Raw genomic sequence first — 26,676 nt, 5'->3', positions numbered from 1 at the left:
GACATTGCCGAAATCGGCTACCGACCCTCATCCAAGCTTCGCCGAGCTGTCGAGTTCCGCGACGGAACGTGCCAGTTCGCCACCTGTAGCCGTCCAGCAGTCGAGTGCGATCTCGACCATCAGATCCCCTGGCCCCACGGGCCCACCCATGCTGACAACCTCCAAGCACTCTGCCGGCGGCACCACCAGATGAAAACCCACCTCGGCATCAGCATCGGCGAAGCTAGCGACTTTGCAACGCCCGCAGGATGAACTCTTCGATGGCCTCGGGCGCAACCCGCCGGGCCTGAAGGCACTGATGCACCAGCGCCATCGTGGACGGCACGTCATCGACCACGAACGCACCTTGCTGCTGGCCGTCCTCGATGATGCCGCGCAGCACCGCCTCGACTGCCATGACATGTTCACGGATCTCGGCCAATGAATCGCGCGACAACATCGCGTACAACTCAGGACCGAAGCCGAAATGGAACTCCTCGGACGAGCTCAGATGTTCCGTGATGTAGATCCGCATCGCATCGGCGGGACCGTCGGCCGGCGCCAGCGCTTCGGCGAGACGGGCCAGATAGCGCTCGGTCTCCTCGCTCGCGAAGGCGACGACGATCGCGTCCTTGTCTGCGAAGTGGTTGTAAATCGCGGTCCGTCCGATCCCGGCCTCAGAGGCGAGATCGGCCATCGTGACAGCGTCGAATGACTGCTTGGCCAGCAGCGCGACCAGCGCTTCGAAGATGCGACGACGAGATTGCTCGCGGTGCTGCTCGAGCGAGCCACCAATGATCTTGGGCATTGTCGTAATGTACGGCAGGTGAGCACATCAGATCTCGCCCGCCAGGCCGCCGACGCACTTCGTGAGCGCACGGGCGGAGGTGAGCACGATATCGCCCTGGTCATGGGATCGGGCTGGTTGCCGGCCGCCGATGCGCTGGGGGCCGCGGACTACGAGGTGCCGCTGGCCGACCTTCCCGGTTTCAGCGCGCCTGCCGTCGCCGGACACGGTGGCACCGTCCGCTCCGTCACGCTCGGCGACAAGCGATTGCTGATCTTCCTCGGCCGCACCCACTACTACGAGGGCAGGGGCGTCGCAGCAGTGGTCCACGGCGTCCGTACTGCTGCAGCCGCGGGGGTCAAGACCCTCGTGCTGACCAATGGCTGCGGCGGCCTCAATCCGGCATGGGCCCCGGGCACCCCCGTGCTGATCAGCGATCACATCAACATGACGGCGACCTCTCCCCTGGAGGGAGCCAACTTCGTCGACCTGACCGATCTGTACTCCTCTCGGTTGCGGGCGCTGTGCAAACAGGCCGATCCGAGCCTCGACGAAGGCGTCTACGTCCAGCTCCCGGGTCCGCACTACGAGACCCCGGCCGAGATCCGCATGGTCCGCGCGATCGGCGGCGACCTCGTCGGCATGTCGACGACGCTCGAGGCGATCGCTGCCCGCGCTGCCGGCCTGGAGATCCTGGGCATCTCCCTGGTGACCAATGCCGCCGCCGGCATGACCGGCGAGCCGCTCAACCACGAAGAAGTCCTCGAAGCGGGCAAGTCCGCCGCAACCCGAATGGGCACTCTCCTGGGCAATATTCTGCCGAGGATCTGATGAAAGTACTCGTCACGGGTGCCGGGGGCTCCATCGGGCGAACTCTCGTCGACAAACTCCCGAACCTGGGACACGAACTCCGCGGACTCGACCTGGTCGCCGACTCGTCGGGTCGCTGCTCGCTGGGCTGGATCGTCGGTGACTGCCTCGATCGGTCTGTCGTCGACGCTGCGGTCGCCGGGGTCGATGCTGTCGTCCATCTCGCGGGCAATCCCGACGAGGACTCCCTCCCGGCGAGCCTCGCATCGCACGTCCACACCACAGGACGCCTTCTCGATGCCATGCTCGCGCACGGTGTGCGACGCATGGTCTACGCAAGCAGCAATCATGCCGTCGGCCACACTGCGCGCAGCGATCTGCTGACGACGTCGGTCAGGCCCCGTCCCGACACGTTCTACGGAGTCGCCAAGGTCGCGGCCGAGGCTCTGTTGAGCCTCTACGCCGATCGTCACGGCATCAGGGCGACGGCTCTGCGGATCGGCACGTTCGAGGAGCAGCCGAGTACGGTGCGGGCTCTCTCGACCTGGTTGTCGCCAGACGATGCCGTGCGCATGATCGATGCCGCCATCTGCTCCCCGCCTCCCGGATTCGACGTCTACTACGGCATCTCTGCCAACACCCGTGGCTGGTGGGATCTGGATCCCGGTCGCCGATCGGGCTATCACCCATTGGACGACGCCGAGTCCTTCGCGCACCTCGTGGAACCTCGACCGCAGGACGAAGCGGAGGCCGCTCACGTCGGCGGTTCGTTCGTCACCGACGTCCCGTCCCGCTCCGCCTTCTGAAGGGAATCCCATGAACGACGATCTCCTCGCCCGCTGCCTCGCGTGGCTCGCGCAAGACCCCGATCCGGTCACCCGAACCGAGTTGCAGCAGCTGATCGACGGCGACGACACCGCAGAACTCGAGGACCGATTCGCCGGCCGTCTGCAGTTCGGAACCGCGGGCCTGCGCGGTGCATTGGGCGCCGGTCCGAACCGGATGAACCGGGTCATCGTGGCGCAGGCAGCCGCCGGCCTCGCGGCATATCTGCTCGACAACGCAGAGGCTCCCTCCGTCGTGGTCGGCTACGACGCGCGCCACAACTCCGACGTCTTCGCCCGCGACACCGCCGAGATCATGCAGGGCGCAGGTGTCCAGGCGTTCTTGTTGCCGACGCATCTGCCGACACCGGTTCTGGCGTTCGCGATCCGCCACCTGGGTTGCTCTGCCGGGGTCATGGTCACGGCCTCGCACAATCCACCGCAGGACAACGGCTACAAGGTCTACTTGGAGGATTCCAGTCAGATCGTCCCGCCGGCCGACGCGGACATCTCCGCGGCGATCGACGCGGTTGGCCCGGTCGACGAGATGCCACGAAGCGATGGCTACACGACCTTGGGACCCGAGGTCGCCGAGGCCTATGTCGAAGCGGTCATCGCCTTGCCGGCCGACGGCCCCCGCGACATCGTGGCGGTGTACACGCCCATGCACGGAGTCGGCCGGGACACGCTCGTCGAAGTCGTCGCCCGAGCCGGTTTCGAGCCACTGCACGTCGTACGCGAGCAGGGTGATCCCGATCCGGACTTCCCGACCGTCGTATTCCCCAACCCCGAAGAACCGGGGGCGATGGACCTGGCCCTCAAACTCGCCTCCGAAGTCGGGGCGGACCTCATCGTCGCGAACGACCCGGACGCCGACCGGTGCGCTGTGGGCGTCCGCGACGGGGAGTCGTACCGGATGCTCACCGGCGATCAGGTCGGCGTCCTGTTGGCCGAATTCCTGCTGCAGCGGGGCGTCACCGGGACCTATGCCGCATCCATCGTCTCGTCGGATCTGCTCGGCCGCCAGGCGGCGGCGTATGGCCAGCCGTGGCAACAAACCCTGACCGGATTCAAGTGGCTCGGCAAGATTCCGACCTTGGCGTACGGCTACGAGGAAGCGCTGGGATACAGCGTCGCGCCCGATATCGCACGCGACAAGGACGGCGTCTCGGCCATCATCACGGTGTTGGAGATGGCCGCCAACCTCAAGTCCGAGGGCCTCACACTGCTCGACGCGCTCGACGACATCTACCGCCGCCACGGACTGCACGCGACGTCGCAGCTGTCCGTCCGTGTCGAGGACCTGGCGATCATCAGCCGGGCGATGGACGTCCTACGCACCGCCCCGCCGACCGTCTTGGGCGGGCTCGCCGTGACGTCGGTCGACGACCTGGCCGATGGCTATCAAGGACTGCCGCCGACCGACGGGATCCGGCTCGGCCTCGACGGCGGTGCCCGGATCATCTGCCGCCCGTCGGGCACCGAGCCGAAACTCAAGTGCTACCTCGAAGTCGTGATCCCCGTGACCGACTCGATCGAGGCGGCCCGAGAGATCGCGGACACCCAGATCGCCGGGATCAAGGCCGATCTGGGTGCCGCACTGGGGGTCTGATCGCTGCATGAAATTGTCACAAACCTGACAACTCGACGCTCCATGTTGCCGGCTGTTTCGGCCACATGACCAGAAGCACACCGAAACGTAAACTCCTGTGACACGGTGGTCTGATCACATCGTCGACTGGTCAGGAGCCCGCTGTGAATCGTTGTTTTGCAGCACTGCCAACTACATGGAAGCCCGAACAGTCGTCGGCGCCGTAAACTACAACCCCTGCATCAACACGACCGATGTTGTGTGGGCCTGGAATTCCGCGAGGCTCGGATTGGCCGGCGACACGCGCTGCGTCAGACGAAGGGCGAATGGAAACTGCGACCAGTTCCAGATTCGCCTATACAAGAACGAAATAAACGACACTGCCCACCCTGCCTCGCAGTTGCGCAAAACTGCCTGCCACGAACTCGGCCACACTCTAGGCGTTTCGCACTATTCAGGGTCCGACCGCCCTGGCAACGACAGTAGCCACAGTTGCATGCGGAACGGCGAGGTGCCGAGCGCCAATCGCACATGGCACACCACCTACGGTCCGCATCACATAAATTCGCACATCAACCCCTGGTTCTCCTGAGCGTAAGGACGGGTGAAAATGACGACCAAAACTGCATGGGTAGCGGGTAGCGCCGCGATCGCATTTGCTCTGATGGTCGCTGGCTGCAGCAGCGCATCTCAAGACATCGCAAGAAGCCCCGAAGCCCGTCCACGAGTGCTGCAAAACGACGTCTCCCGCGACTACGACATCCAGCCCTCTGTCCGGAGCGTGCGCGACACCACAAGCTACGCCATCGCGGGCAAAGTGGCGGCGTGGCACGAAGGGCCCATGATCGACGTCAATGGGTACGCCAATATGTACGCCATACTCGAACTCGACTCAGCGCAGGCCTTCAAGGCTCCTGCCCCCCACGCCCGACCGACGTTTGTGCGTGTCGAACTGGGAACCTTACCGGTCGACGATGATGGAAACGTTGTCGAGCTAGAAGCCCCCGATGTGCAATACACCGCACTCTCAGTCGACGACGTTAAGAAGGCAATCCCACGGGGTACCCGAGTACTTCTCCTGGCCGAGGAAGTCATGTCCGATGACCCCGAGAACCCAGAGTTCAATCCAAAGGTCCTACGCGACTGGATGACCAGCGACGGTTCACCGCTGCTGGAGCCCCACCCCCAGGGGCTACTGGTCGAAACAGCCAAGGGCAACTACGACAGTGGTGTCGCCGAAACAGCAGATGTCTCACATGGGCAATGGCCCGCATCCCCTGGCTACGCCGGATCGATCAGCGACGGAACATTTGAAGCCCTCCTCCGAGATGTCCAGCAAGGCAGCTGATCTGAACGGGATCTGACGCCGCTACTTCTTGGCCACCTTGACTGTGAAGGATGTCGACGATGCCTTGGCCTGCGCGTTGCCGGAGTAGCTCGCGGTGACCTTCTTGGACCCGGACGAGGTGAACTTGCCGAGCCGGATCCTGACCTTGCCGGCCTTGACCGTCCCGGAGTAGCTCTTTCCTTGCGCCCGCAGCGTCATCTTGCCGCCGTCAACCGTGAATCCGGCAGCCTTGACGCTGAGGGTCACATAGGCCCTGGTCCGGTTCTTGACGATCTTGGTCGGGCTCACCGAGAGCTTCTTGGTCGTCGTGGTGGCCTTGCTGACCGTCAGGCTCGTCGACACCGAGGCCGGATCATGGGAGATGTCACCGGCGTAGAACACCCGCAGCTGGTGAGTGCCGACTCCGATCATGCGATCCAATGTGATCCGAGCCGTGCCGTTGTTCAGGACGCCGCTGCCGACCTGATCGTCGCCGAGAGCGATGTAGACCGGCCCCGTGGCACCGGGCGGGCCGGTCACCACGATCACCGCGCTCGTGCCGTATGCGGAGGTGCCTGCCGTGGCGGTCAGACCGGCCTCCGATTTGAGCACCTCGATCGTCAGGGTCGCAGTCGATCCGGCATGATCGGCGTCGCCCCCGTAGACAACCTTCAGGACGTGGCTCCCGACCGGCAGCGTGCCGGTCGGCAGGGTCACGACGCCACCGACCAGATCGCCCGCAGCAAGCTCGGTCGTGCCCTTCAGGAGCGTGACCCCACCCGTTGGAGTCCCCTCCCCCGCTGATCTGACCGTGATCTCGACATCGGCCGACGTCCCGCTGCGCACCGTTGCCGGCGCTTTGGCCGTGGTCGTCGAACCGAGCACATCGGCGTCGAATCCGACGATCTCCGGATCGTGGTCGCTGGCCCGGAACGGGCTCGTGTTGTAGAAGTCGGTCACGTTGTAGTTGAACCGGCTGTACTCGCGTGCCACCGACTCGTACGAGTTGATGTTCCAGATGTCGGCGCCCGTAATGGTCTCGTTCGCCTCAGTCGACGCGAAGACGTGGTCGAGCGAGCCGACCGCGCCGTCGAACTGATATGTCTCCTTGTCTGTACGCTCCGCCGCGACGTTGACGAAACCGGCCGCCTCGATGATCGCGACCGGATCCTCCTTGTTATAGGAGTTGAAGTCGCCCGTCAGGAAGACCTTGTCGGTCCCCGCAGCGTCCTCGACATCCGCCGCGAAGGCGACCAGCGCAGTCGCCTGGTTCTTGCGCGACAGGTTGGAGGCGCCTTGGCCGTCGCCCTGATCGGCATTCACGCCGGTCCCCGAACCCTTGGACTTGAAGTGGTTGACGATGACGGCGAACTTCCCGCTGGCAGGTCGTTCGACCTGCGTGAAGGCCTGCGCCAGTGGTGCACGGGCATTCACGAAGGCTGGGTTGTCCAGGATCGTCGACGTTCCGACCGGTGCGATCTTGGCCGTCCGGTAGATCAGTGCGGTGCGAATGACATCCTCACCCGTCTCCGGCACGGTCGTCGGCGACGGGACCGCGGCCCAGATGTCGGCGCCGGCCGCATTGTTGAGCGCCGCGACGAGGGTATTGAGAGCTGTGTCGCGGGGCTGCCCCATGGCGGCGGAGTTCTCGATCTCCTCCAGCGAGACCACATCGGCGTCGAGGGTGTTGATCGCGGTGACGATCTTGGCCTGCTGGCGCGCCAGATTGGCTGCATCTGCCGCACCGCGTGGACCGTTTCCGCTCGAGGCGTTGGGCGAACCGCACTCATTCGTCGTGATGGGATTCGCAGTCCGGTCGTTGTAGAACGAGCACTTGTTCGCGGGGCTCGCCGCGACGTAGTCGACGCCTGTGGTTGTGAAGTAGTTCAAGACGTTGAACGTCGCGAGTTTGACCTGACCGCCGACTGGCTCGGGTGCGGCCTTGCGCGTCGAGCCGAATGACACCGGCTCATCGTCGGTCGCCGTCAGGTGCTGCTGTGGTTGAAGTTTCCAGGCATTGTTGCGGTAGTCCAGCACGACGGGTTGCTCGAATGTGACCGGCGCACCGACCCGCACCTCGTTATCGGCCTTGAGCCAGGGCAGGGCGATGCCCTGATTGGCGGCGGTGAGGAAGTTGAGGCTCGATCCGTCGTCGAGCGTGATCAGGTCGGCGGCATTCTTCTTGGCCAGCGCCACAGCGGCCGCGCCCGGCGCGACGACGTTGGTCGGATTGTCGAAGGGCTCGGTGCCGGGAGCCAGGCCGATCTCGGCGTACTGGTTCGTCGTGTAGTTGTTGGTCACGGTGTAGTCGCCCTGCGGCGCGAGCAGCATGCCCTCGAGCGATTCCTTCTGCGTCTCGTCGAGCGGGAACGCGATCTTCGCGGGCGTGACCGGATCGTGCGGTTCGTCCAGGATCGTCCAGGTCGGGCCGGTGATCTCGGTCATCCCGCCGAATTCGACAACTTTGCCGACAACCTCGACGTACGTCCCGACGTCGACAGCGGCTGCGAAGTTGCTGCCGAACACGAAGATCCCGTCCGAGGCATCGTGCGATGCCAGGTCGATCGCTCCCCCGGTCCCGGCGGTCTGGATGTAGGCACCGCCGAATCCGCCGGTCTCGTAGACCGCGGTCACGACGCCGCGGGTCGTGGCCTGGCCCCGCCGCTGCGGACTCTTGGGACCGTCGCCCTGGATCTCGGCGATAGGTGCGTTGATCGGAGGCGGTACGGGCAGTACACAACTCGCCCCGCATGCCGTGGGGGTCGCACCGCCCACCGCCGACAAGGTGAAGTCGACCGAGTTGTTGTCGGAGTCGGCGAAACCGGTCCGGTTGATCGACTTGGCCGTCGTGGTATTCCCGGGGCCGGGCGCGGCGGCGGTCTCGAAGGTGTTGGTCGTGCCGAAGCCGATCAGGTCGACGATGCCGTTGTCGCTCGCGCGATCGCCGGTGAGATCGCCGGTCAGCGCCGGAATCAGCTCGGTCGAACTGACCAGGGCCAATGTCCCGCCGCCTGCAGCCGGTGCCAGGGTCGTGGTCTGGTCGGGGGTCGGCAGGTCAAGACCGTTGGCCCCGTTGGAATTGCCCGCCACCAAGAAGTGCTGGCCGGGCTGGATGATTCCGTCGAGGTCGAACTTGGTGTTGGGGCTGAACGCCGACGACGATGCGCCCGATCGGTACTGCAACGACCACTCACTGATGTCGACCGCTTCTGCCGTCGGGTTGTACAGCTCGACGAACTTGTTCTTATAGGTCTGCCCGGCGCTGCCGCCATTGACGTACAACTCGTTGATGATGACGTGGTCGGCCGCAGCGGCCGACGCCGGCGCAGCAGGCAATGCGACGAGGGAGGCTGCGGCCACTGCGGCGGCGGCCAGGAATGACGTTTTCATTGGATCCCGATCTCGTGATGGGCGAACGTTCTGGGGCGGTGCGTCAGCGTCCAGACAGACGTCCGGCCTGGACGCTGACGCACCGCCGACGGGTTACTTCTTGACGACCTTGACCGTGAAGCTGGTCGAGGACCCCTTCGCGACGTCATTTCCGGCGTACGTCGCGGTGACCTTCTTGCTTCCCGTGGACGTGAAGACGCCGAGCCTGACCTTGACCTTCCCGGCCTTGACCGTGCCGGTGTAGTTCTTGCCGCTCGCGCGCACCGTCACCTTGCCGCCGTCGACCGTGAAGCCATTGCCGATGACCGACAACGTGACCGTGGCCTTGGTGCGCTTCTTGACGATCTTGGTCGGGCTGACCGAAACCTTCTTGGTCGTTGTCGCACCCTTCGTGATCGCCAGGGCGACCGTGGTCTGGGCGCTGTCGAACGAGGCGCTGCCGCCGTAGTAGACATCCAGCGTGTAGCTACCGGGCTTCAGCACGGTTTTGCCCAAAGACACATTGGCAACGCCGTCCTGCAGGAAGCCCACCGCGATCATGTCGTCTCCGTTGGCGAGGTACAGCAGTCCCGACGCGCCGGGCCCCGCCGTGACCTTGACCTTGGCCGAGGTGCCGTACGGAGCACCGCTCGAGGTCGCGACCAACGTCGCCGTGCCCTTGAGCACGTCGACGTCGACGGTGCTGGTCGACGCCTCGTGATTGCTGTCGCCTGCATAGGCGACGGTCAACTCGTGCTGCCCGACCGTCAGGCCGGAAACGTCCGTGCTGACGGTGGCCGATCCATCGCTCAATGTGCCGCTGCCGAGTTCGGTGTCACCGTCTTTGACCGTCACTTCGCCTGTGGGCGTCGTGCCGGTCGCGGACGATACCGCGACATCGATGTCGGCCGGAACATTGACCTTGGTCGGAGTCGGCTCGTCGGCCGATGTCGTCGTACCCGCCTTGGCGATCGTCGCTGTGACGTTGCCGTTCACGGCGGGGTAGTTGGCGTCACCGGAGTACGCGATCGTCAGATTCGACGCACCCGCGCCGAGGTCCTCGGAGTCGACCGTGACGGTGGCCGTGCCATTGGCCAGAGTCGCGGTACCCACGACGGTGTCGCCCTTCTTGACCGACACGTCGCCGGTGGGTGTCTCCTCCGGGCCACTGACGGTCACCGCGATCGCGACATCGTCGCCGTACGTGCCCGAGACCGCATCGGCGGCAACTGATGCACCTGTGACGTCGAGCGGCACCACGATCTTGGTTCCGTTGGGGTAGACCGTCGATTCGACCCGCATCGCGCCGCTGGCGCCTGCCGGCAGCGCGAACGACAGCGCTGCGCTGTCATCGGCGACTGTCTTGGACGGAAGCGTCGCACTCTGACCGTCGCCGTAGAACAGCTTGGACGACACAGTCTTGTCGGCCGGACTGCCCAGCGAGCCGAGCTTGAGCTTCGACAGCGTGTAGCTCACCGTCGCTCCGACCCGGTACTTGCTCTTGAGTCCGGTCACCTGGACGGCATGCTTAGCATAGCTCGGCGAGACAGGACTGTTGTCGGCGAAGAACTTCTCCCAGCCATCGCGGTCGACCAGCGCCGTGTCGGTGTTGACCCCCTTCTTGAAAGCCCGGAAGTTATCGCCGCCGGCGGCCAGGAACGAGAAGGTAGCGACCTTGTAGTCCTTGGCCGGGTCGAGCGCCTCGCCGTTGATCCGGACGCCGAGGATCCGCTGGCCCTCGGCCCGGGTCGCGTCATATGTGTACGTCACGTTCTTGGACAGACCCAGCTGCAGATAGGGACGCGAAGGTGCCGGACCGCCCGGATTGGTCTGCCACTGCTGCTCGAGAATCTCCTTGATGTCGGCACCTTTGAGCTTGACCGAGTTCAGATTGTTGGCGAACGGCAGCACCGTGTTGAGCTCGCCGCGGGTCACGACCCCGTCTGTGTTGACCGCATCGCCCGCGACGCCGGCGTACTTCAGATCGGCGCGCAGGCCTCCGGGATTGACGATGCCGAGATCGGCTCCTGCGGCTGTGTCCTTGATCCGGTACAGCAATGCGTCGGCGACCAGATTGCCGAGGGAGGACTCACTCGCGCGATCCTCGACGAGCGGCGTCGCGGTCGGATTGACGTACGCGCGAGTGATGTCGTCGGTGATTTCACCCTTGGCGACATTGCCGACCTGGTTGGCATAGGTCACTGCTGCGTCGCGGATGTCCTTGACGGCCTGGAGTTGCGGATACTGCGTGATCACGGCGGCGTCGTTCTGTGCACCGCGGGCCACCGTCTTGGCGACAACCGTCGAAACTGCGTCGGAGTCAGTATCGACGCTGAGCTTGATCTGCCCGACGTTCTCGCCGTACTGGCCGGTCTGGATCACCGGGCGGGTTTTGTCAGTGCCCGGGATCGGCGCATCGAAGACGTACTTTTGATGGGTATGTCCCATGAAGATCGCGTCGACCTCGGGTGAGGTGTTGTTGACGAGACGATTGAAGACCTGGCTCTGCGCCATCGCCTCGGTGAACGTGACCGATCCATCCGGGGCGCCCTCGTGGAACGACACAACCGTGACATCGGGGCGCTGCTCGGCCGGGAGCTGGTTGATCTCGGTGATGGCCTGGTTGATCGAATCGGACGGATCGCCGAACGTCAGGCCGGTGACCCGGTCAGGTGCGACCAAAGTCGGCGTCTCCTGGGTGACCGCTCCGACGACCGCGACCTTGACCCCCGCGACCGTGAAGATCTCATACGCCGGGAGTGCACGGCTGTTGTCGGCCTTGCGCACGTTCGCGGCGAGGATCTTGAAGTCCGCTTTCGGCACGATGCGATTGATCAGATCGGCATAGCCTTGGTCGAACTCGTGATTGCCCGCCGCAGTCGCGTCCAGCCCGATCTCGTTGAGGATGTCGATCGTCGGTTCATCGCCCTGCAGTGCGGAGGCGAAAACCGATGCCCCGACGTTGTCTCCCGCCGAGACCATCAGCGTGTTGGCGTCGCCGCCGTCGGACTTGAGGTCCTCAACAACTTTGGCCCACTTCAAAGTGTCGGCGTCGACCCGGCCATGGAAGTCGTTGATACCGATCAGGTTGATCGTGACCGGATCAGCGGCTTGTGCCGGTGCAGCGACGAACAGCGAGCCACCCAACAGGGCGGCAGCTGCGGCGGACATCAGTCCTCGGGCGGTGGATTTCACAGATTCCCCTTTGTCATGTCGAACGAAGGGGAAACCGCCTCACGCGCACCATCCCCCCGATGTGTGGCCTACATGACATCCCGACTCTGCGGCCCAGTCAACGGGTTCGGAGTGGACGGGACGTGACGATCTGGTGAAGTTGGTCCGCAATCGCCCGTATCCACGTCGGAGGGGCCGATCAGCATTGGCTTGCGGGGCTGTCAGGGGCCTAATCTTGAAGTCGGTCCCGACGACGTGACCGATGCGGGTTGTCTACATGCATGGAGGTCCTTCGTGACAGGCGTCAGCACGTCACTGCGCCAGACCCTCGACGGTCTGCCGGGTGTCGACCAGGTCGGGCTCGAGGCCCGCGCCGCCGGTCTTGGTACCCGCTCGATCAAGACGACGGCGAAACAGTGGGCCATCGATCTGGCCATCTCGATGGTCGATCTGACGACGCTCGAGGGATCTGACACTCCCGGCAAGGTCCGCGCCCTGGCCAATAAGGCCATGCGACCTGACCCCACGGATCCGAGTTGTCCCTCCGCGGCAGCCGTCTGCGTCTACCCCGACATGGTCTCGGTCGCCAAGGAGACGCTCGGCAGCTCGGGCATCAACGTGGCCGCCGTCGCCACGGCCTTCCCGTCGGGCCGGGCCGCCCTCGACATCAAGCTCGCCGACACCGCTGACGCGGTCGAGGCCGGAGCCGACGAGATCGACATGGTCATCGATCGCGGCGCCTTCCTCCGTGGTGACCTCAGCCACGTCTACGACGAGATCGTCGCGACCCGCGAGGCCTGTGTCCGTCCCGACGGAACCCACGCCCACCTCAAGGTGATCTTCGAGACCGGCGAGCTGCAGACGTACGACAACGTCCGCAAGGCATCGTGGCTGGCCATGATGGCCGGTGCCGACTTCATCAAGACCAGCACCGGCAAGGTGCAGCCTGCCGCGACTCTGCCCGTGACGCTCGTGATGTTGGAGGCGGTCCGCGACTTCCGCGCCGAGACCGGACGCCAGGTCGGCGTCAAGCCTGCCGGAGGCATCCGCACCTCCAAGGACGCCATCAAGTACCTCGTGATGGTCAACGAGATCGCCGGCGACGACTGGCTCGATCCTGACTGGTTCCGGTTCGGCGCATCCACACTGCTCAACGACCTGTTGATGCAGCGCCAGAAGATGACCACCGGCTTCTACTCCGGCCCCGACTACGTGACGTTGGACTGATTTATATGAAGTTTGAATACGCGCCAGCCCCCGAGTCGCGGGCGATCGTCGATATCAAGAGCTCGTACGGGCTGTTCATCAACGGGCGGTTCAGCGACGGTTCGGGCAGTTCGTTCAAGTCGATCAGCCCGTCGACAGAAGAAGTGCTCGCGGAGATCGCCGAGGCGACCGCCGATGACGTCGACCGAGCCGTCAAGGCCGCCCGCAAGGCCTACGACACGGTTTGGTCGAAGATGCCCGGGAGCGAGCGCGCCAAGTACCTGTATCGGATCGCCCGCATCATGGCCGAGCGTTCGCGCGAGTTCGCGGTACTGGAGTCGCTCGACAACGGCAAGCCGATCAAGGAATCCCGCGACGTCGACCTGCCATTGGTCTCCCAGTGGTTCTTCTACTACGCGGGCTGGGCCGACAAGCTCTCGTACGCGGGCCTCGGACCCGATCCGAAGGCGCTGGGCGTGGCCGGTCAGGTCATCCCGTGGAACTTCCCGATCATGATGCTGGCGTGGAAGATCGCCCCGGCGCTGGCGGCCGGCAACACCGTCGTCCTGAAGCCCGCCGAGACCACTCCCCTGACGGCACTGCTGTTCGCCGAGGTGTGCCAGCAGGCCGAGCTGCCGCCAGGTGTCGTCAACATCATCACGGGTGCCGGCGCGACCGGTCAGGCCCTGGTCGAGCACCCCGACGTCGACAAAGTCGCGTTCACCGGCTCAACCGCCGTCGGCAAGGCCATCGCGCGTTCCGTGGCCGGGACGTCCAAGAAAGTCACCTTGGAGCTGGGTGGCAAGGCCGCCAACATCGTGTTCGACGACGCGCCGATCGACCAGGCCGTCGAAGGCATTGTGCGCGGCATCTTCTTCAACCAGGGCCACGTGTGCTGCGCCGGATCCCGCCTGCTGGTGCAGGAGAGCGCCTACGACGAGGTGCTCGAGAAGCTCAAACGCCGCATGTCGACGCTGCGCCTCGGCGATCCGCTCGACAAGAACACCGATATCGGCGCGATCAACTCGCGTGAGCAGCTCGACCGCATCACCGAGTTGTCGGCCATCGGCGACACCGAGGGGGCCGAACGCTGGTCCGCTCCGTGCGAGATCCCGTCGAACGGCTTCTGGTTCGCGCCGACGATCTTCACCGGCGTCACCCAGGCCCATCGCATCGCGCGTGAGGAGATCTTCGGCCCGGTGCTGTCCGTCCTGACGTTCCGAACGCCGTCCGAAGCGGTCGAGAAGGCCAACAACACGCCTTACGGCCTGTCGGCCGGCGTGTGGACCGAGAAGGGTTCCCGGATCCTGCACATGGCCAATCAGCTGCGTGCCGGCGTCGTGTGGGCCAACACGTTCAACGTCTTCGACCCCGCATCGCCGTTCGGTGGCTACAAAGAGTCCGGTTATGGCCGCGAAGGTGGCCGCCACGGCCTCGCCGCGTACCTCGAAGGAGCATCACGATGACCCGCCTCGACGTCCGCAAGACGCACAAGCTCTACATCGGCGGTGCGTTCCCGCGCTCGGAGTCCGGCCGCACCTATGAGGCGCTCGATTCCAAAGGCGGATTCATCGCCAATATCGCGAAGGGCTCCCGCAAGGACGCCCGTGACGCTGTTCTCGCCGCACGCAAGGCATTCGGCGGTTGGTCTGCTCGTACTCCGTACAACCGGGGTCAGGTCATCTACCGCATCGCCGAGGTCATGGAGGGGCGCCGTGAACAGTTCATCGCGCAGCTCATCGAGACCGAAGGGGTGTCGGCCAAGAAGGCTGAGACCTATTTCGACGCCGCCGTCGACCGAGTCGTCTGGTACGCCGGATGGGCCGACAAGTACGTCCAGGTGCTCGGCAATGCCAATGCCGTCTCCGCCCCGTATTTCAACCTGTCGACGCCTGAGCCGACCGGCGTCGTGGCCGCTGTCGCACCTTCCGGCGCACTACTGGGGCTGGTATCGGTCATCATGCCGGCCATCGCGACCGGCAACACCGTCGTGATCATCGCAAGCGAGAAGCATCCGGTGCCGGCCGTGACCCTTTCGGAGGTCATGGCGACCTCCGACGTGCCCGGCGGTGTGGTCAATATCCTGACCGGTTCGGCGGTCGAGATCGCCCCCTGGCTGGCCAGCCACATGGACGTCAACGGTCTCGATCTGGCTGGAGTCGGCGATGCCTCGCTCGCGACATCGCTGGAGGTCGCGGCGGCCGAGAACCTCAAGCGCGTGCTGCGTGCTCCTGCCGCGAAGGTCGACTGGCTCGCCGAGCCGTCGCTGGCCCGGCTGGAGGCATTCGTCGAGACCAAGACGGTCTGGCACCCCATCGGCATCTAGTGGGGGTCGTGATCCTCGCCGGACCCTCAGGTTCCGGCAAATCACACCTGGCGGCGAAGCTCGGCTGGCCGGTCCTGCGGCTCGACGACTTCTACCGTGACCTCGACGCTCCCGACATGCCACGTTCGAGCCTCGGCATCATCGATTGGGACGACGTCCGGTCATGGAGTTCGGTCGACGCGGTGGGCGCGATCGCCGAACTCTGCGCTGCCGGGACTGCCGAGGTGCCCGTCTACGATCTGGCGAGCAGCCGTCGCACCGGAACTCAGACGCTGACCGTTCCGGATGGGATGTTCATCGCCGAAGGGCTGTTCGCACCGGTCATCGTCGATGCCTGCCGCCAGGCCGGACTGCTCGACGCCGCGATCTGCCTGCGACGTCACCGATTGCTGACGTTCGGACTGCGATTCGTCCGAGATCTGCGCGAGGGCCGCAAAGCTCCCTGGGTCCTGGTGCGGCGAGGCCTGAGGCTTCTGCGGGACGAACCGCGTGTCATCGCCGAAGCCGTCGCCCACGGCTGTGAGCCGATGTCGCCGCGCGAAGCCCGCGAATTCCTCACCCGCTGACGGTTTAGCACCCCTTCGTCCGCCGAGAGCGAACAGCGCCCCTGACAGGGAACAAGCCGCGACTCACGACAGTTGAGCCCGTCAGACTCAACTTCGAGGAGACATCGTGAGCACACTGCAGAAGTTCCCCGTCCTGGCCCTTGAGGACGTCGTCGTCCTGCCCGGAATGGTTGTCCCGATCGAACTCGACGATGCCGCACGTGCCGCCGTCGATGCCGCCCGTACCAGCAATGACGACCGCCTCCTCGTCGCTCCGCGGCTCGAGGACCGTTACGCCACACATGGCGTCATCGCCACGATCCAGCAAGTCGGCCGCCTCCCCGGCGGTGAGCCCGGCGCGGTGCTCCGGGCCGAACAGCGCGCCCACATCCAAGGTGGTGTCACCGGACCCGGTGCTGCCCTGTGGGTTGAGGCCGAACTCATCGAAGACACCGAGCCCAGCGAGGCGGTGCTCGACCTGGCCCAGGAGTACAAAGGACTTTTGGTCGCGATCCTGCAAAAGCGCAATGCCTGGCAGGTCATCGACGGGATCCAGCGGTTGACCGATCCGAGTGCTCTGGCCGACACGGCCGGCTACGCCTCGTACCTCGAGAACGAACAGAAGCGCCAACTGCTCGAGACCGAGGATGTGCACGAGCGGCTGACATTGCTGATCGATTGGGCTCGCTCCTACCTTGCCGAGGCCGACGTCAACGAGAAAATCTCCGAGTCCGTGCAGGAGAGCATCGACAAAAACCAACGCGAATTCGTCCTGCGCCAACAGCTCGCCGCGATCCGCAAGGAACTCGGCGACGACGAGCCCGAGGACACCAAGGACTACCGCGAGCGTGTCGAGGAGGCTGATCTGCCCGAGGACGTCCGCAAAGCGGCGCTGCGCGAGGTCGGCAAGCTCGAGCGTGGCAGCGACCAGAACCCCGAGGCCGGCTACATCCGCACCTGGCTCGACACGGTCCTCGAACTCCCGTGGGGTGTCAAGACCGACGACAACACCGATATCGCGGCCGCCCGAGCCGTGCTGGACGCCGATCACCACGGCCTCGACGACGTCAAGGACCGCATCGTGGAGTACCTCGCGGTACGCGCCCGGCGCAGTGAGCGTGGACTCGAGGTCGTCGGCGGACGCGGCTCGGGCGCCGTCATGGCACTCGTCGGACCTCCCGGCGTCGGCAAGACGTCGCTCGGCGAGAGCGTCGCGCGGGCCCTGGGCCGCAACTTCGTCCGAGTCGCCCTCGGCGGTGTGCGGGACGAGGCCGAGATCCGCGGCCACCGCCGGACGTACGTCGGCGCACTCCCGGGCCGCCTCGTCCGGGGGATCGGCGAAGCCGGCTCGATGAACCCCGTCGTGTTGCTCGACGAGATCGACAAGGTCGGCGCCGACTACCGCGGCGACCCGGCCGCGGCATTGCTCGAAGTGCTCGATCCGGCGCAGAACCACACATTCCGCGATCACTACCTCGATCTCGATCTCGACTTGTCGGACGTGCTGTTCCTGGCCACCGCCAACGTCATCGAGCAGATCCCCGAGGCGCTGCTCGACCGCATGGAACTCGTGCAGCTCGACGGCTACACCGAGGACGACAAGGTCGCGATCGCGCGACAGTACCTCGCGCCCCGCCAGCTCGACCGTTCCGCGCTGACAGATGACGAGGTCGTCGTGACCGACGGGGCATTGCGCAGCATCGCCGCGTCCTACACCCGCGAGGCCGGCGTCCGCCAGATGGAGCGGCTGCTCGCCAAGGTGTTCCGCAAGGTCGCCACCAAGCTGATCGACCCCGAGGTCACCCAGCCCGTCGTGGTGGATGAGGCGACCCTCGTCGACTATGTCGGTCGGCCGCGGTTCATTCCTGAAGTGGCCGAGCGCACGGCAGTCCCGGGTGTCTCGACCGGCTTGGCGGTCACCGGACTCGGCGGCGATGTGCTGTTCATCGAGGCCAGCGCATATGACGGCGAACGCAATCTCGCGATCACTGGCCAGCTCGGCGACGTCATGAAGGAATCGGCGCACATCGCCTTGACGTACGTCCGGTCGCACGCCGACGCGCTCGGCATCGATCCAGTGACTCTGGAACGGTCGATCCACCTGCACGTGCCGGCCGGCGCGGTGCCCAAGGACGGACCGTCCGCGGGCGTCACGATGATCACGGCGCTGACGTCACTGGCGCTCGGCCGCAATGTCCGAGCCGATGTCGGGATGACCGGCGAGGTGACCCTCAACGGCCGGGTTCTGCCGATCGGCGGCGTGAAGCAGAAGCTCATGGCGGCCCAGCGCGCCGGACTGAAGACCGTCTTCATCCCGGCCCGCAACGAAGTCGACCTGGCTGACGTGCCCGACGAGGTGCTGGCCGAACTCGACGTCCGGCCCGTGGCCGATGTCGCCGAGATCCTGGCCTACGCGCTAGAGGCGGCGGTCGTTCAGAGGGCGGCGTAACCGGGCTTGATGACGTCGTTGATCAATACGAGACGCTGGTCGAAGGGCAAGAAGGCGCTCTTCATCGCATTGATCGTGAACCACCTGAGATCGTCCAGACCGTAGCCGAACGCTTCGGCCAGCAGCTCGAACTCCCGACTCATCGAGGTGCCGCTCATGAGCCGGTTGTCACAGTTGACCGTGACCCGGAAGCCGAGGTCTTTGAGTCTGCCGATCGGGTGGTCCGCGATCGACGTCATCCCCGGGACCGCATTGGTCTGCAGATTCGACGACGGGCACATCTCCAACGGGATGCGCCGGTCGCGAATGTAGGCGGCCAGGTCGCCCAGTGCGGGTCCACCGGGTGCGTCCCAGTCGATGTCGTCGACGATGCGGACACCGTGGCCGAGACGCTCGGCACCGCACCGCTGGATGGCCTGCCAGATCGACGGAAGTCCGAATGCCTCACCGGCATGGATTGTGAAGTGCGCATTCTCACGGCGCAGATACTCGAATGCCTCGAGATGCAGGATCGGCGGGAATCCGTCCTCGGCTCCGGCGATGTCGAAGCCGGCGACGCCTCGGCTGCGGTACTCGACCACGATCTCGGCGATCTCCTTGCCGAGGTTGGCGTGACGCATCGCGGTGAGCAGCTGCCCCACGACGATCGGATGCCCCATGGCGGCGGCCTCCTCTCGTCCGGCGTCGATCCCGGTCTGGACCGCTTCGACCGCCTCGCGCAGCGACAGACCGGCAGACTGGTGCTGTTCGGGCGCCCAGCGCAGTTCGGCGTAGACACAGCCGTCCGTAGCCAGATCGACGACCGCCTCACGGGCCACCCGAGCAAGGTCTTCTGGACGCTGCATGACCGCCACGGTGTGCACGAACGTCTCCAGGTATCGCACGAGGGAGCCGGAGCTCGACGCCTCCTCGAACCACACGCCCAGCGCTTTGGCCCCATCGGCCGGAAGGTCGTGGCCGATCTCGGCAGCGATATCGACGATCGTCGCAGGTCGCAGCCCCCCGTCGAGGTGCTCGTGGAGGGCGACCTTGGGGGCCTGACGGATCTGTTCGGAAGTAGCAGTCACGATGTCATCGTGTCATGAGGTCATCAACAGCGTGACGGTCTCGGCGACGCAGGCCGGCTTGTCTTCACCCTTGATCTCTATCGTGTGCCGCAATGTGACCTGCTGGCCCTTCTCGATCTCGACGACCTCGGGCATCTCGACCCGGTTGCGGATCTTGGCACCGACACGCACGGGCGAGACGAAACGCACTTTGTTGAGCCCGTAGTTGACCCGCGCGACATCTCCGGCGAATGCGAAAACCTGGGCGCCGAGGAACGGCAGCATCGACAAGGTCAGATAGCCGTGCGCGACGGTCACGCCGAACGGACCTTCGGCCGCACGTTCGGTGTCGATGTGGATCCACTGCCGATCCCCCGTGGCATCGGCGAACATGTCGATCCGGTCCTGCGTTATCGCGATCCATTCGCTGACACCGAGCTCTTGGCCCGCGGCGTCCGCGATTTCCTGACGGTTGTTGAAGATACGCATCCGAGCAACCTACCGAATCCGGTCGATCACGACACCCGGCGCCTCCACGACCAGGTCGCCGATGTCGTATCCGTTCGACAGCGCAGCGATAGCTCGGTCGAACCGTTCGGGGGTGTCGGTATGAAGTGTCAGCAGCGGCTGACCTGCCACGACTCGGTCACCGGGCTTGGCGTGCAGGACGACACCCGCAGCGGCCTGCACCTGCTCGCCAGGACGTGATCGACCGGCACCGAGACGCCAGGCCGCGACGCCGACACTCATCGCATCGAGGCGGCTCAAGGTCCCTGAAACCGGTGCGGTCACGACATGGGTCTCCTTCGCGACCGGCAGCGGTGCATCCGGATCACCGCCCTGGGCCGAGATCATCTTCTTCCACACGTCCATCGCCGCGCCGGACGCCAGGACGTCAGCGGGGTCGACGCCGTCCTTGCCGGCGGCGGCAAGCATCTCGCGAGCCAGCGCGAGGGTCAGCTCGACGACGTCGGCCGGACCACCGCCGGCCAGCACCTCGACGGACTCCGCGACCTCGCAGGCATTGCCGGCGGTGAGACCCAGCGGCGTCGACATATCGGTCAGCAAGGCAACCGTCGTGACACCCGCATCGTTGCCGAGAGCGACCATGGTCTCGGCCAGCTCACGCGCCTGATCGACCGTTTTCATGAAGGCCCCTGAACCGGCCTTGACGTCCAGGACCAGCGAGCCGGTTCCCTCCGCGATCTTCTTGCTCATGATCGAGCTCGCGATCAGCGGGATCGCCTCGACTGTGCCGGTGACATCGCGCAGCGCGTACAACTTCTTGTCGGCGGGCGCCAGGCCCGCACCCGCAGCGCAGATCACCGCACCGACGTCTTCGAGTTGAGCCATCATCTCGTCATTGCTCAGCGATGCACGCCAGCCCGGAATCGCCTCGAGCTTGTCGAGTGTGCCGCCGGTATGGCCGAGTCCGCGACCCGACAGCTGTGGCACGGCGACTCCGCACGCCGCGACGAGCGGAGCCAGCGGCAGCGTGATCTTGTCGCCCACTCCCCCGGTCGAATGCTTGTCGGAGGTGACCCACGACAGTGATGAGAAGTCCATCCGTTCGCCGCTGTCGATCATGGCGTGGGTCCAGCGGGAGATCTCGCGCCGATTCATGCCATTGAGCAAGATCGCCATCGCGAGCGCCGACATCTGCTCATCGGCGACCACTCCACGCGTGTAGGCGTCGACGACCCAGTCGATCTGCGGATCGGTCAGCTCGTGCTTGTCGCGCTTGGCGGCGATGACCTCCACAGCGTCGAAAGCTTCACTCATGAGTCACTTCCAATTTTTCGAAGCCGCGCAGCACCCAAGTGGGACGGCGCGGCGGCTCGCCCACGAGGGAGAGCGACGGATAACGCTTGAGCAGGGTTGCGAGACTGATCTGCAGCTCGAGCCTGGCCAGCGGAGCGCCGAGGCAAAAATGCAGTCCCATCCCGAAGCCGACGTGCGGATTCGGATCACGGCTGACGTCGAAGGTGTCGGCGTCCGCGAACACCTCCGCATCACGATTGGCCGAACCCATCAGCGCCGCGATCTTCTGTCCCGAGCTGATGAGCTGGCCGCAGACCTCGACGTCCTCGGTCGCGGTGCGTTCGAACAACTGCAGGGGCGCGTCGAAGCGGATCAGTTCCTCCAGCGCGATGTCGATCGGCACCTCGCCGCTCGCGACCCGGGCCATCTGGTCGGGGTGCTGCAACAGCGCGTTGAAGCCATTGCCGAACACATTGACCGAAGCCTCGTGACCTGCGTTGAGCAGCAGGACGACCGTCGCGACGAGTTCATCGTCATTGAGCTTGGTGCCCTCATCGCGGGCGGCGATGAGATCGGTGATGAGGTCGTCACCCGGCTGCTTGCGACGGAGTGCGACGACATCGCGTACGTAGTCCGAGAATGCCGTGCTGGCCTCGATCGCTGCCTTCTTGGTCAGAGCACTGACATTGGGCTCGTACATGTGCACGATGGCCTGCGACCAGTCGCGCAGCACTACATGGTCCTCGCGCGGGACACCCAACAGGTCCGCGATCACGAACACCGGCATGGGCTCGGCGTAGTCGGCCAGGACATCGAATGAGTCGCCGAGTTCGTCGACCATCTGTGCTGCAAGTTCCTCGATGCGAGGTCTCATGCGTTCGACGTGGCCGCGACCGAATGCCGAGGCCAAGAGCCTGCGCAAGCGGGTGTGCGCGGGAGGCTCATTCTCCATCAGCTGATTGCGGTGCAGCGAGTTGAACGGCTCCATCTGCGAAGCCGGCTCCCAATCGGTCCACAACCGGCCGAACGCCCTATTGCGCAGTACCTTGCTGACCGAGTCATGGGTCGTTGCCAACCACATGCCCATCGGCTCGTGCCACAACACCGGACCTGTCTCCCGCAGCGAAGCCAGGACGGGATAGGGGTCCGCCACAAAAGCCGGCGCACCCGGATCGAGCTGAACCGCGTACTTTTTTTGCATGCTCGGTGTCACAGAACTCCCAGATCAGCCGCGCCGAAGGCATCGGGCAGCACTTCATTCATGGTCTTGACGCCCGATGCGGTCATGAGCTGCATGTCGGGCCCGCCGTTCTCCCACAACAGCTGCCGGCAACGACCGCACGGCATCAGGGCAGCGCCCTGTGCGTCGACGCACGCGACCGCGATCAACCGACCTCCGCCGGTCGCGTGCAGCGCCGAGACCATGCCGCATTCGGCGCACAGCGCGACCCCGTAGGCCGCATTCTCGACATTGCAGCCGAGCACGACCCGGCCGTCGTCGACGAGACCGGCGACGCCGACCTTGTAGTTGGAGTACGGCGCATACGCCCGTCCCATGACTTCGGTCGCATACCGCGTGAGTGCTTCCCAGTCGATCGGATCGTCTGGACCGCTGATTCCCAATGCCACTAGCCTGCACTGCCTTTTCGATAGGGTTTTCCGTCTGCTGCCGGCATTCGGAGCCGTTGTGCTCCCAAGGCCAGCACGAACAAGGTCGTGACGTACGGGGTCATGCTCGTGAATTCGCGCGGCACCGTGTCGGTCGACAAGAACCAGACCAATACCAGCACACCGATCGCGCCGATCGTGACCGCACTCGACATCTGTCGGCGTACAGCGCGGAAAGCCGCCAGGGCGAACAGACCCAGCGCGACCAACAGCAAGAGTGCGTGGACCGACTGGGAGTCGCGCAGTCGCAGTGAATCGGTGTAGCCGAACGTCAGCGCGCCCATCAGGAGACCACCGGGACGCCAGTTGCCGAAGATCATCGCCGCCAGACCGATATAGCCTCGTCCGCCGGTCTGCCCCGTGCTGAAGCCGCTCGACGCGACCAACGCGAGGAATCCGCCGCCGATACCGGCAAGTGCGCCGGAGATCAGCACCGCGATGTACTTGTAGCGGATCACGTTGACGCCGAGCGTCTCGGCCGCCTGCGGATTCTCACCGCACGAGCGCAGCCGTAGACCGAATGTCGTCCGCCACAAGATGACAGCCGACAAGATGACCAGCAAGAACACGATCAGGCTGAGCGAGGAGATATTGGTTGTCAGAGCTTCGATGAACGAGGCGATGTCGGAGACGAAGAACCAATGTTTGTCGGCCACACTCCCTGCCGCATCCGAGATCCCGGGGATTGTGATCTTGGGAGGCGCCTGCAGACCGTTGAGCTGGCGCGGACCGCCGCCTTCGTAGTCGGCGAACACCGCCTCAGCCAAGTAGGTTGCCGCGCCGAGTCCGATCAGGTTGATCGCGACACCCGAGACGATGTGGTCGACCCCGAAGCTGACGGTCGCTATCGCGTGCAGGAGGCCGCCGATGAGACCCAACAGAGCCGCGCCGAGAATGCCGACCCACGGACCGTAGTGGTACGTGAAGAACGCCGCACCCCACGTGCCGAGGATCATCTGCCCCTCGAGTCCGATGTTGACGACACCGGCGCGTTCGGCCCACAAACCGCCGAGTGCCGCGAGCAGAATCGGGCATGTCGCGATGATCGCCGCCCGCAGTGTGCCCGCAGCCGACAGATCGTTGGTGTCGGTCACGATGCGGACGAAGGAAATCGCCGCGATCCCGATCAGCGTCAGGTACAGCCACGGCCTGCCGAGTCGATCGGTCAGACCGCCCGGAACCTTTTTGATCGTCAGGTTGCTCATGCGGTTGCCCCCGCTCCGGCGGCCAACTCACTGCTGACGGCTCGTTGCTCGATCTTGGTCCGCCATCGGCGCACCGCCTCATAGGCGACGACTACTGCGAGCACCGCGACTCCTTGCGTGATCTGGACGATGCTCGGTGACACGTCGGTCGCGAAGGTCAGGTCATTGGACTTGACCGACAAGAATGCGAACAGCACGGCACCGAACAGCATGCCTAGCGGGCGGTTGCGGCCGAGTAGGGCGACTGCGATGCCCAAGAAGCCCAGGCCCGCCTGGAAGGAGCTGCCGTAGTTGGGAGCCTTGCCGAACAGCGCGGGCATCCAGATCAGTCCCGCGACTGCACCCGACAGCAGCATCGAGATGACGATCATGCGCTTGGGGTTGACGCCACTGGCCCGTGCCGCCGACTCGGATTGTCCGCTGGCGCGCAGATCGAATCCGAACCGGGTCTTGTTGAGCAGGAGCCAAAAGCCGATGCCGACCACGACCGCGAGCAATGCCAGACCCCAGATCTGACCGTCTTTCGCCTCGAACGGCGAGAAGCCAGTCACCCTGCTGTCCTGGGACAGGTTGGTCGTGTGGGTCGAATTGCCCTCGTGCACGCCGTACCTGTTGAGCCAGTAGCCGACGAGGGTTATCGCGATGGAATTGAGCATGATCGTCGAGATCACTTCGCTGACGCCGCGGGTCGTGCGCAGGACGCCGGCGATACCGGCCCAGGCGGCACCGACCAGCATCGCGATCACGATCGATGCGGCGACATTCAGCGAACCGCTGAGATAGGCCGCACCCGCGAATGAGGCGGCCGTGAACGACGCGATGGTGTACTGACCTTCGAGGCCGATGTTGAACAGGCCCATCCGAAAGCCGATCGCTGCCGCGACCGCGGCGATGTAGATCATTGCGGTCTGGTTGACGATATCGACCCGGAGCCGTGGCTTGGGCATCTCGAACATCGTCGACCAGAACTCTCCCGGCGAACTGCCGACCGCAGCGATCACCAACGTCGTCACCAGGATGCTCATGACGACGGCGATCGCCGGAGCCAGGAGGGACAAGCCGACCGACTTCACTGAGAACTTCGTCATGCCGCCTCACCTCCGGTCATCGCCGCGCCGAGATCTTGTGGCGTGACCTGCGACGGTACGAACTCGCCGACGAAGCGGCCGCGCAAGATCACTTGGATCGTGTCGGACAGACCGATCAATTCATCGAGATCGGCCGAGATCAGCAGCACGGCCAATCCCGCGCGCCGGGCTCGTTTGATGTGATCCCAAATGGCTGCCTGTGCGCCGACGTCGACGCCGCGAGTCGGGTGCGAGGCGATCAACAGCACCGGGTCGCCGCTCATCTCCCGGCCCACGATGAGCTTCTGCTGGTTTCCGCCCGACAGCGCCCGAGACGGGGTGTCGATGCCCGGTGCCCGCACGTCGTACTCCGCGACGATGCGCTCGGTGTCCTGACGCGCGCCACGACGGTTGATCCAGGGGCCTTTGACATTGGGCGCTTGGGTCTGATGACCGAGGATGCGGTTCTCCCACAGCGGCGCGTCGAGCAACAGACCGTGACGGTGCCGGTCCTCAGGGATGTAGCCGATTCCGGCTTCGCGGAGCTTGCGGGTGTGCCAGTGGGTCACATCGACCTCGCCGAGCCGAATCCGGCCGGAGCTGGGGATGCGCATTCCCATGATGGTCTCGACAAGCTCGGACTGGCCATTGCCTTCGACGCCGGCGATTCCCAGCACCTCGCCGCGGCGGATCTTCAGGGACAGATCGGACAACAGATCGCGGCCGAACTCGTCGGTCAACGTCACGTTGTCGAGCGTCAGTTGGACGACATCGGTGACGGTCGATTCCGCGGTCTCGGGTGACGGCAGCTCCGAGCCGACCATCAGCTCGGCCAGTTCGCGCTTGGTGGCAGTCGCCGGATCGGCGGTGCCGACGGTGGTACCGCGACGCATCACTGTGATGTCGTCGGCGATCGCCAGGACCTCGTCGAGCTTGTGCGAGATGAACAACACCGAGTTTCCTGCAGCCCTGAGCTCGCGCAGATTGTCGAACAGCGACTCGACCTCCTGCGGCACGAGGACTGCCGTCGGCTCGTCCAGGATGATGATGCGGGCGCCACGGTAGAGAACTTTCGCGATCTCCAGACGCTGACGCGCTGCGACACCCAGCTTCTCGACGAGTACGTCCGGCTCGAGTTCGAAGCCGAACCGATCGGAGATCCGGCGGATCTCGGTCCGAGCCGCATCGCCGATGCCATGGAGCTTCTCGGCACCGAGCACCATGTTCTCGAGCACTGTCAGATTGTCGGCCAGCATGAAGTGCTGAAAGACCATGCCAACGCCGGCTTCGATCGCATCGGTCGGCGATTTGAAGACGAGTTCTGATCCGTTGATCGTGATCGTGCCCTCGTCGGGCCTCTGCACGCCGTACAGGATTTTCATCAGCGTCGACTTACCGGCGCCGTTCTCACCGATCAGGGCATGGACCGTCCCCGATCGAATCGTCACATCGACATCGTGATTGGCGATGACGCCGGGGAACCGCTTACCGATCCCCCGTAGCTGCACCGCGTCCTGATCAGATGGCACGGACACCCCTCAG

At 64.9% G+C, this 26,676-nt stretch carries 22 protein-coding genes; 10 read left to right on the top strand and 12 right to left on the bottom strand.

Annotated elements, in window-relative coordinates; genetic code table 11:
- Nucleotides 1-27: 27 nt before the first annotated feature.
- Complete coding sequence (locus ACXJKC_RS20255) at nt 28-150, bottom strand: hypothetical protein (protein ID WP_456698561.1); 123 nt, start codon at nt 148-150, stop codon at nt 28-30.
- On the opposite strand from ACXJKC_RS20255, the gene ACXJKC_RS20250 reads away from it, so the two are divergent.
- Nucleotides 124-252 carry a hypothetical protein gene (locus ACXJKC_RS20250; RefSeq protein ID WP_456698560.1) on the top strand — a complete coding sequence of 43 codons (129 nt, stop codon included), beginning with the start codon at nt 124-126 and terminating at the stop codon, nt 250-252. The two genes, ACXJKC_RS20255 and ACXJKC_RS20250, sit on opposite strands and share 27 nt — an antisense overlap.
- Here ACXJKC_RS20250 and ACXJKC_RS20245 read toward each other — a convergent pair.
- Nucleotides 224-787, bottom strand: coding sequence for a TetR/AcrR family transcriptional regulator (locus tag ACXJKC_RS20245; RefSeq protein ID WP_456698558.1), 564 nt, complete (start codon nt 785-787; stop codon nt 224-226). The genes ACXJKC_RS20250 and ACXJKC_RS20245 overlap by 29 nt on opposite strands.
- Nucleotides 788-805: 18 nt before the next feature.
- Here ACXJKC_RS20245 and ACXJKC_RS20240 point away from each other — a divergent pair, with 18 nt between their 5' ends.
- From ACXJKC_RS20240 to ACXJKC_RS20225, 4 genes are all read left to right on the top strand, one after another.
- Complete coding sequence (locus tag ACXJKC_RS20240; protein WP_456698557.1) at nt 806-1,597, top strand: purine-nucleoside phosphorylase; 792 nt, start codon at nt 806-808, stop codon at nt 1,595-1,597.
- Nucleotides 1,597-2,382, top strand: coding sequence for an NAD-dependent epimerase/dehydratase family protein (locus tag ACXJKC_RS20235; RefSeq protein ID WP_456698556.1), 786 nt, complete (start codon nt 1,597-1,599; stop codon nt 2,380-2,382). Before ACXJKC_RS20240 ends, ACXJKC_RS20235 begins: the two co-directional genes overlap by 1 nt.
- A gap of 10 nt (nt 2,383-2,392) precedes the next feature.
- A complete protein-coding gene (locus ACXJKC_RS20230; RefSeq protein ID WP_456698555.1) occupies nt 2,393-4,012 on the top strand; it encodes a phospho-sugar mutase in 1,620 nt (539 codons plus the stop codon).
- A gap of 589 nt (nt 4,013-4,601) precedes the next feature.
- Nucleotides 4,602-5,339, top strand: a complete 738-nt coding sequence (locus tag ACXJKC_RS20225; RefSeq protein WP_456698554.1) for a hypothetical protein — start codon at nt 4,602-4,604, stop codon at nt 5,337-5,339.
- A gap of 21 nt (nt 5,340-5,360) precedes the next feature.
- Here ACXJKC_RS20225 and ACXJKC_RS20220 read toward each other — a convergent pair whose 3' ends face one another.
- Both ACXJKC_RS20220 and ACXJKC_RS20215 read right to left on the bottom strand, forming a co-directional pair.
- The gene (locus ACXJKC_RS20220) at nt 5,361-8,708 is read right to left on the bottom strand and encodes an ExeM/NucH family extracellular endonuclease (protein ID WP_456698553.1); all 3,348 of its coding nucleotides are present in this window, start codon (nt 8,706-8,708) and stop codon (nt 5,361-5,363) included.
- 93 nt (nt 8,709-8,801) lie between these two features.
- Nucleotides 8,802-11,882 carry a 5'-nucleotidase C-terminal domain-containing protein gene (locus ACXJKC_RS20215; protein WP_456698552.1) on the bottom strand — a complete coding sequence of 1,027 codons (3,081 nt, stop codon included), beginning with the start codon at nt 11,880-11,882 and terminating at the stop codon, nt 8,802-8,804.
- 273 nt (nt 11,883-12,155) lie between these two features.
- Between ACXJKC_RS20215 and deoC the strand changes: the two genes are divergently transcribed.
- The 5 genes from deoC (at nt 12,156) to lon (ending at nt 18,387) form a co-directional block, all read left to right on the top strand.
- Nucleotides 12,156-13,088, top strand: coding sequence for a deoxyribose-phosphate aldolase (gene deoC, locus ACXJKC_RS20210; protein WP_456698551.1), 933 nt, complete (start codon nt 12,156-12,158; stop codon nt 13,086-13,088).
- Nucleotides 13,089-13,093: 5 nt separating this feature from the next.
- Nucleotides 13,094-14,533: an aldehyde dehydrogenase family protein gene (locus ACXJKC_RS20205; RefSeq protein ID WP_456698550.1), complete on the top strand. Its 1,440-nt coding sequence runs from the start codon at nt 13,094-13,096 to the stop codon at nt 14,531-14,533.
- Nucleotides 14,530-15,393, top strand: coding sequence for an aldehyde dehydrogenase family protein (locus tag ACXJKC_RS20200; protein WP_456698549.1), 864 nt, complete (start codon nt 14,530-14,532; stop codon nt 15,391-15,393). Before ACXJKC_RS20205 ends, ACXJKC_RS20200 begins: the two co-directional genes overlap by 4 nt.
- Nucleotides 15,394-15,401: 8 nt before the next feature.
- Nucleotides 15,402-15,959 carry an ATP-binding protein gene (locus ACXJKC_RS20195; protein ID WP_456698548.1) on the top strand — a complete coding sequence of 186 codons (558 nt, stop codon included), beginning with the start codon at nt 15,402-15,404 and terminating at the stop codon, nt 15,957-15,959.
- 106 nt (nt 15,960-16,065) lie between these two features.
- Complete coding sequence (gene lon / locus ACXJKC_RS20190; RefSeq protein WP_456698547.1) at nt 16,066-18,387, top strand: endopeptidase La; 2,322 nt, start codon at nt 16,066-16,068, stop codon at nt 18,385-18,387.
- On the opposite strand, the gene ACXJKC_RS20185 is transcribed toward lon, so the two are convergent.
- From ACXJKC_RS20185 to ACXJKC_RS20150, 8 genes are read right to left on the bottom strand one after another with little or no spacing between them, the layout of a single operon-like run.
- On the bottom strand, nt 18,372-19,454 hold the full coding sequence (locus tag ACXJKC_RS20185; RefSeq protein WP_456698546.1) for an adenosine deaminase: 1,083 nt from the start codon (nt 19,452-19,454) through the stop codon (nt 18,372-18,374). The genes lon and ACXJKC_RS20185 overlap by 16 nt on opposite strands.
- 12 nt (nt 19,455-19,466) lie before the next feature.
- Nucleotides 19,467-19,922 (bottom strand): MaoC family dehydratase, encoded by a 456-nt coding sequence (locus tag ACXJKC_RS20180; RefSeq protein WP_456698545.1) that lies wholly within the window; start codon nt 19,920-19,922, stop codon nt 19,467-19,469.
- Between the two features lie 9 nt (nt 19,923-19,931).
- Complete coding sequence (locus tag ACXJKC_RS20175) at nt 19,932-21,215, bottom strand: thymidine phosphorylase (protein ID WP_456698544.1); 1,284 nt, start codon at nt 21,213-21,215, stop codon at nt 19,932-19,934.
- Nucleotides 21,208-22,395: a cytochrome P450 gene (locus ACXJKC_RS20170; protein ID WP_456698543.1), complete on the bottom strand. Its 1,188-nt coding sequence runs from the start codon at nt 22,393-22,395 to the stop codon at nt 21,208-21,210. The genes ACXJKC_RS20175 and ACXJKC_RS20170 overlap by 8 nt, the downstream gene beginning before the upstream one ends.
- An 8-nt stretch (nt 22,396-22,403) precedes the next feature.
- Nucleotides 22,404-22,811 (bottom strand): cytidine deaminase, encoded by a 408-nt coding sequence (locus tag ACXJKC_RS20165; RefSeq protein WP_456698559.1) that lies wholly within the window; start codon nt 22,809-22,811, stop codon nt 22,404-22,406.
- Between the two features lie 11 nt (nt 22,812-22,822).
- Nucleotides 22,823-24,067, bottom strand: coding sequence for an ABC transporter permease (locus ACXJKC_RS20160; protein ID WP_456698542.1), 1,245 nt, complete (start codon nt 24,065-24,067; stop codon nt 22,823-22,825).
- On the bottom strand, nt 24,064-25,155 hold the full coding sequence (locus ACXJKC_RS20155) for an ABC transporter permease (protein ID WP_456698541.1): 1,092 nt from the start codon (nt 25,153-25,155) through the stop codon (nt 24,064-24,066). Before ACXJKC_RS20155 ends, ACXJKC_RS20160 begins: the two co-directional genes overlap by 4 nt.
- On the bottom strand, nt 25,152-26,663 hold the full coding sequence (locus ACXJKC_RS20150; protein ID WP_456698540.1) for an ABC transporter ATP-binding protein: 1,512 nt from the start codon (nt 26,661-26,663) through the stop codon (nt 25,152-25,154). Before ACXJKC_RS20150 ends, ACXJKC_RS20155 begins: the two co-directional genes overlap by 4 nt.
- Nucleotides 26,664-26,676: the final 13 nt, after the last annotated feature.

It is taken from the genome of Aeromicrobium sp. P5_D10 (assembly GCF_054049535.1).
The sequence above is the reverse complement of the archived record's forward strand: the minus strand, read 5'-3'. Positions and strand labels throughout refer to the sequence as shown.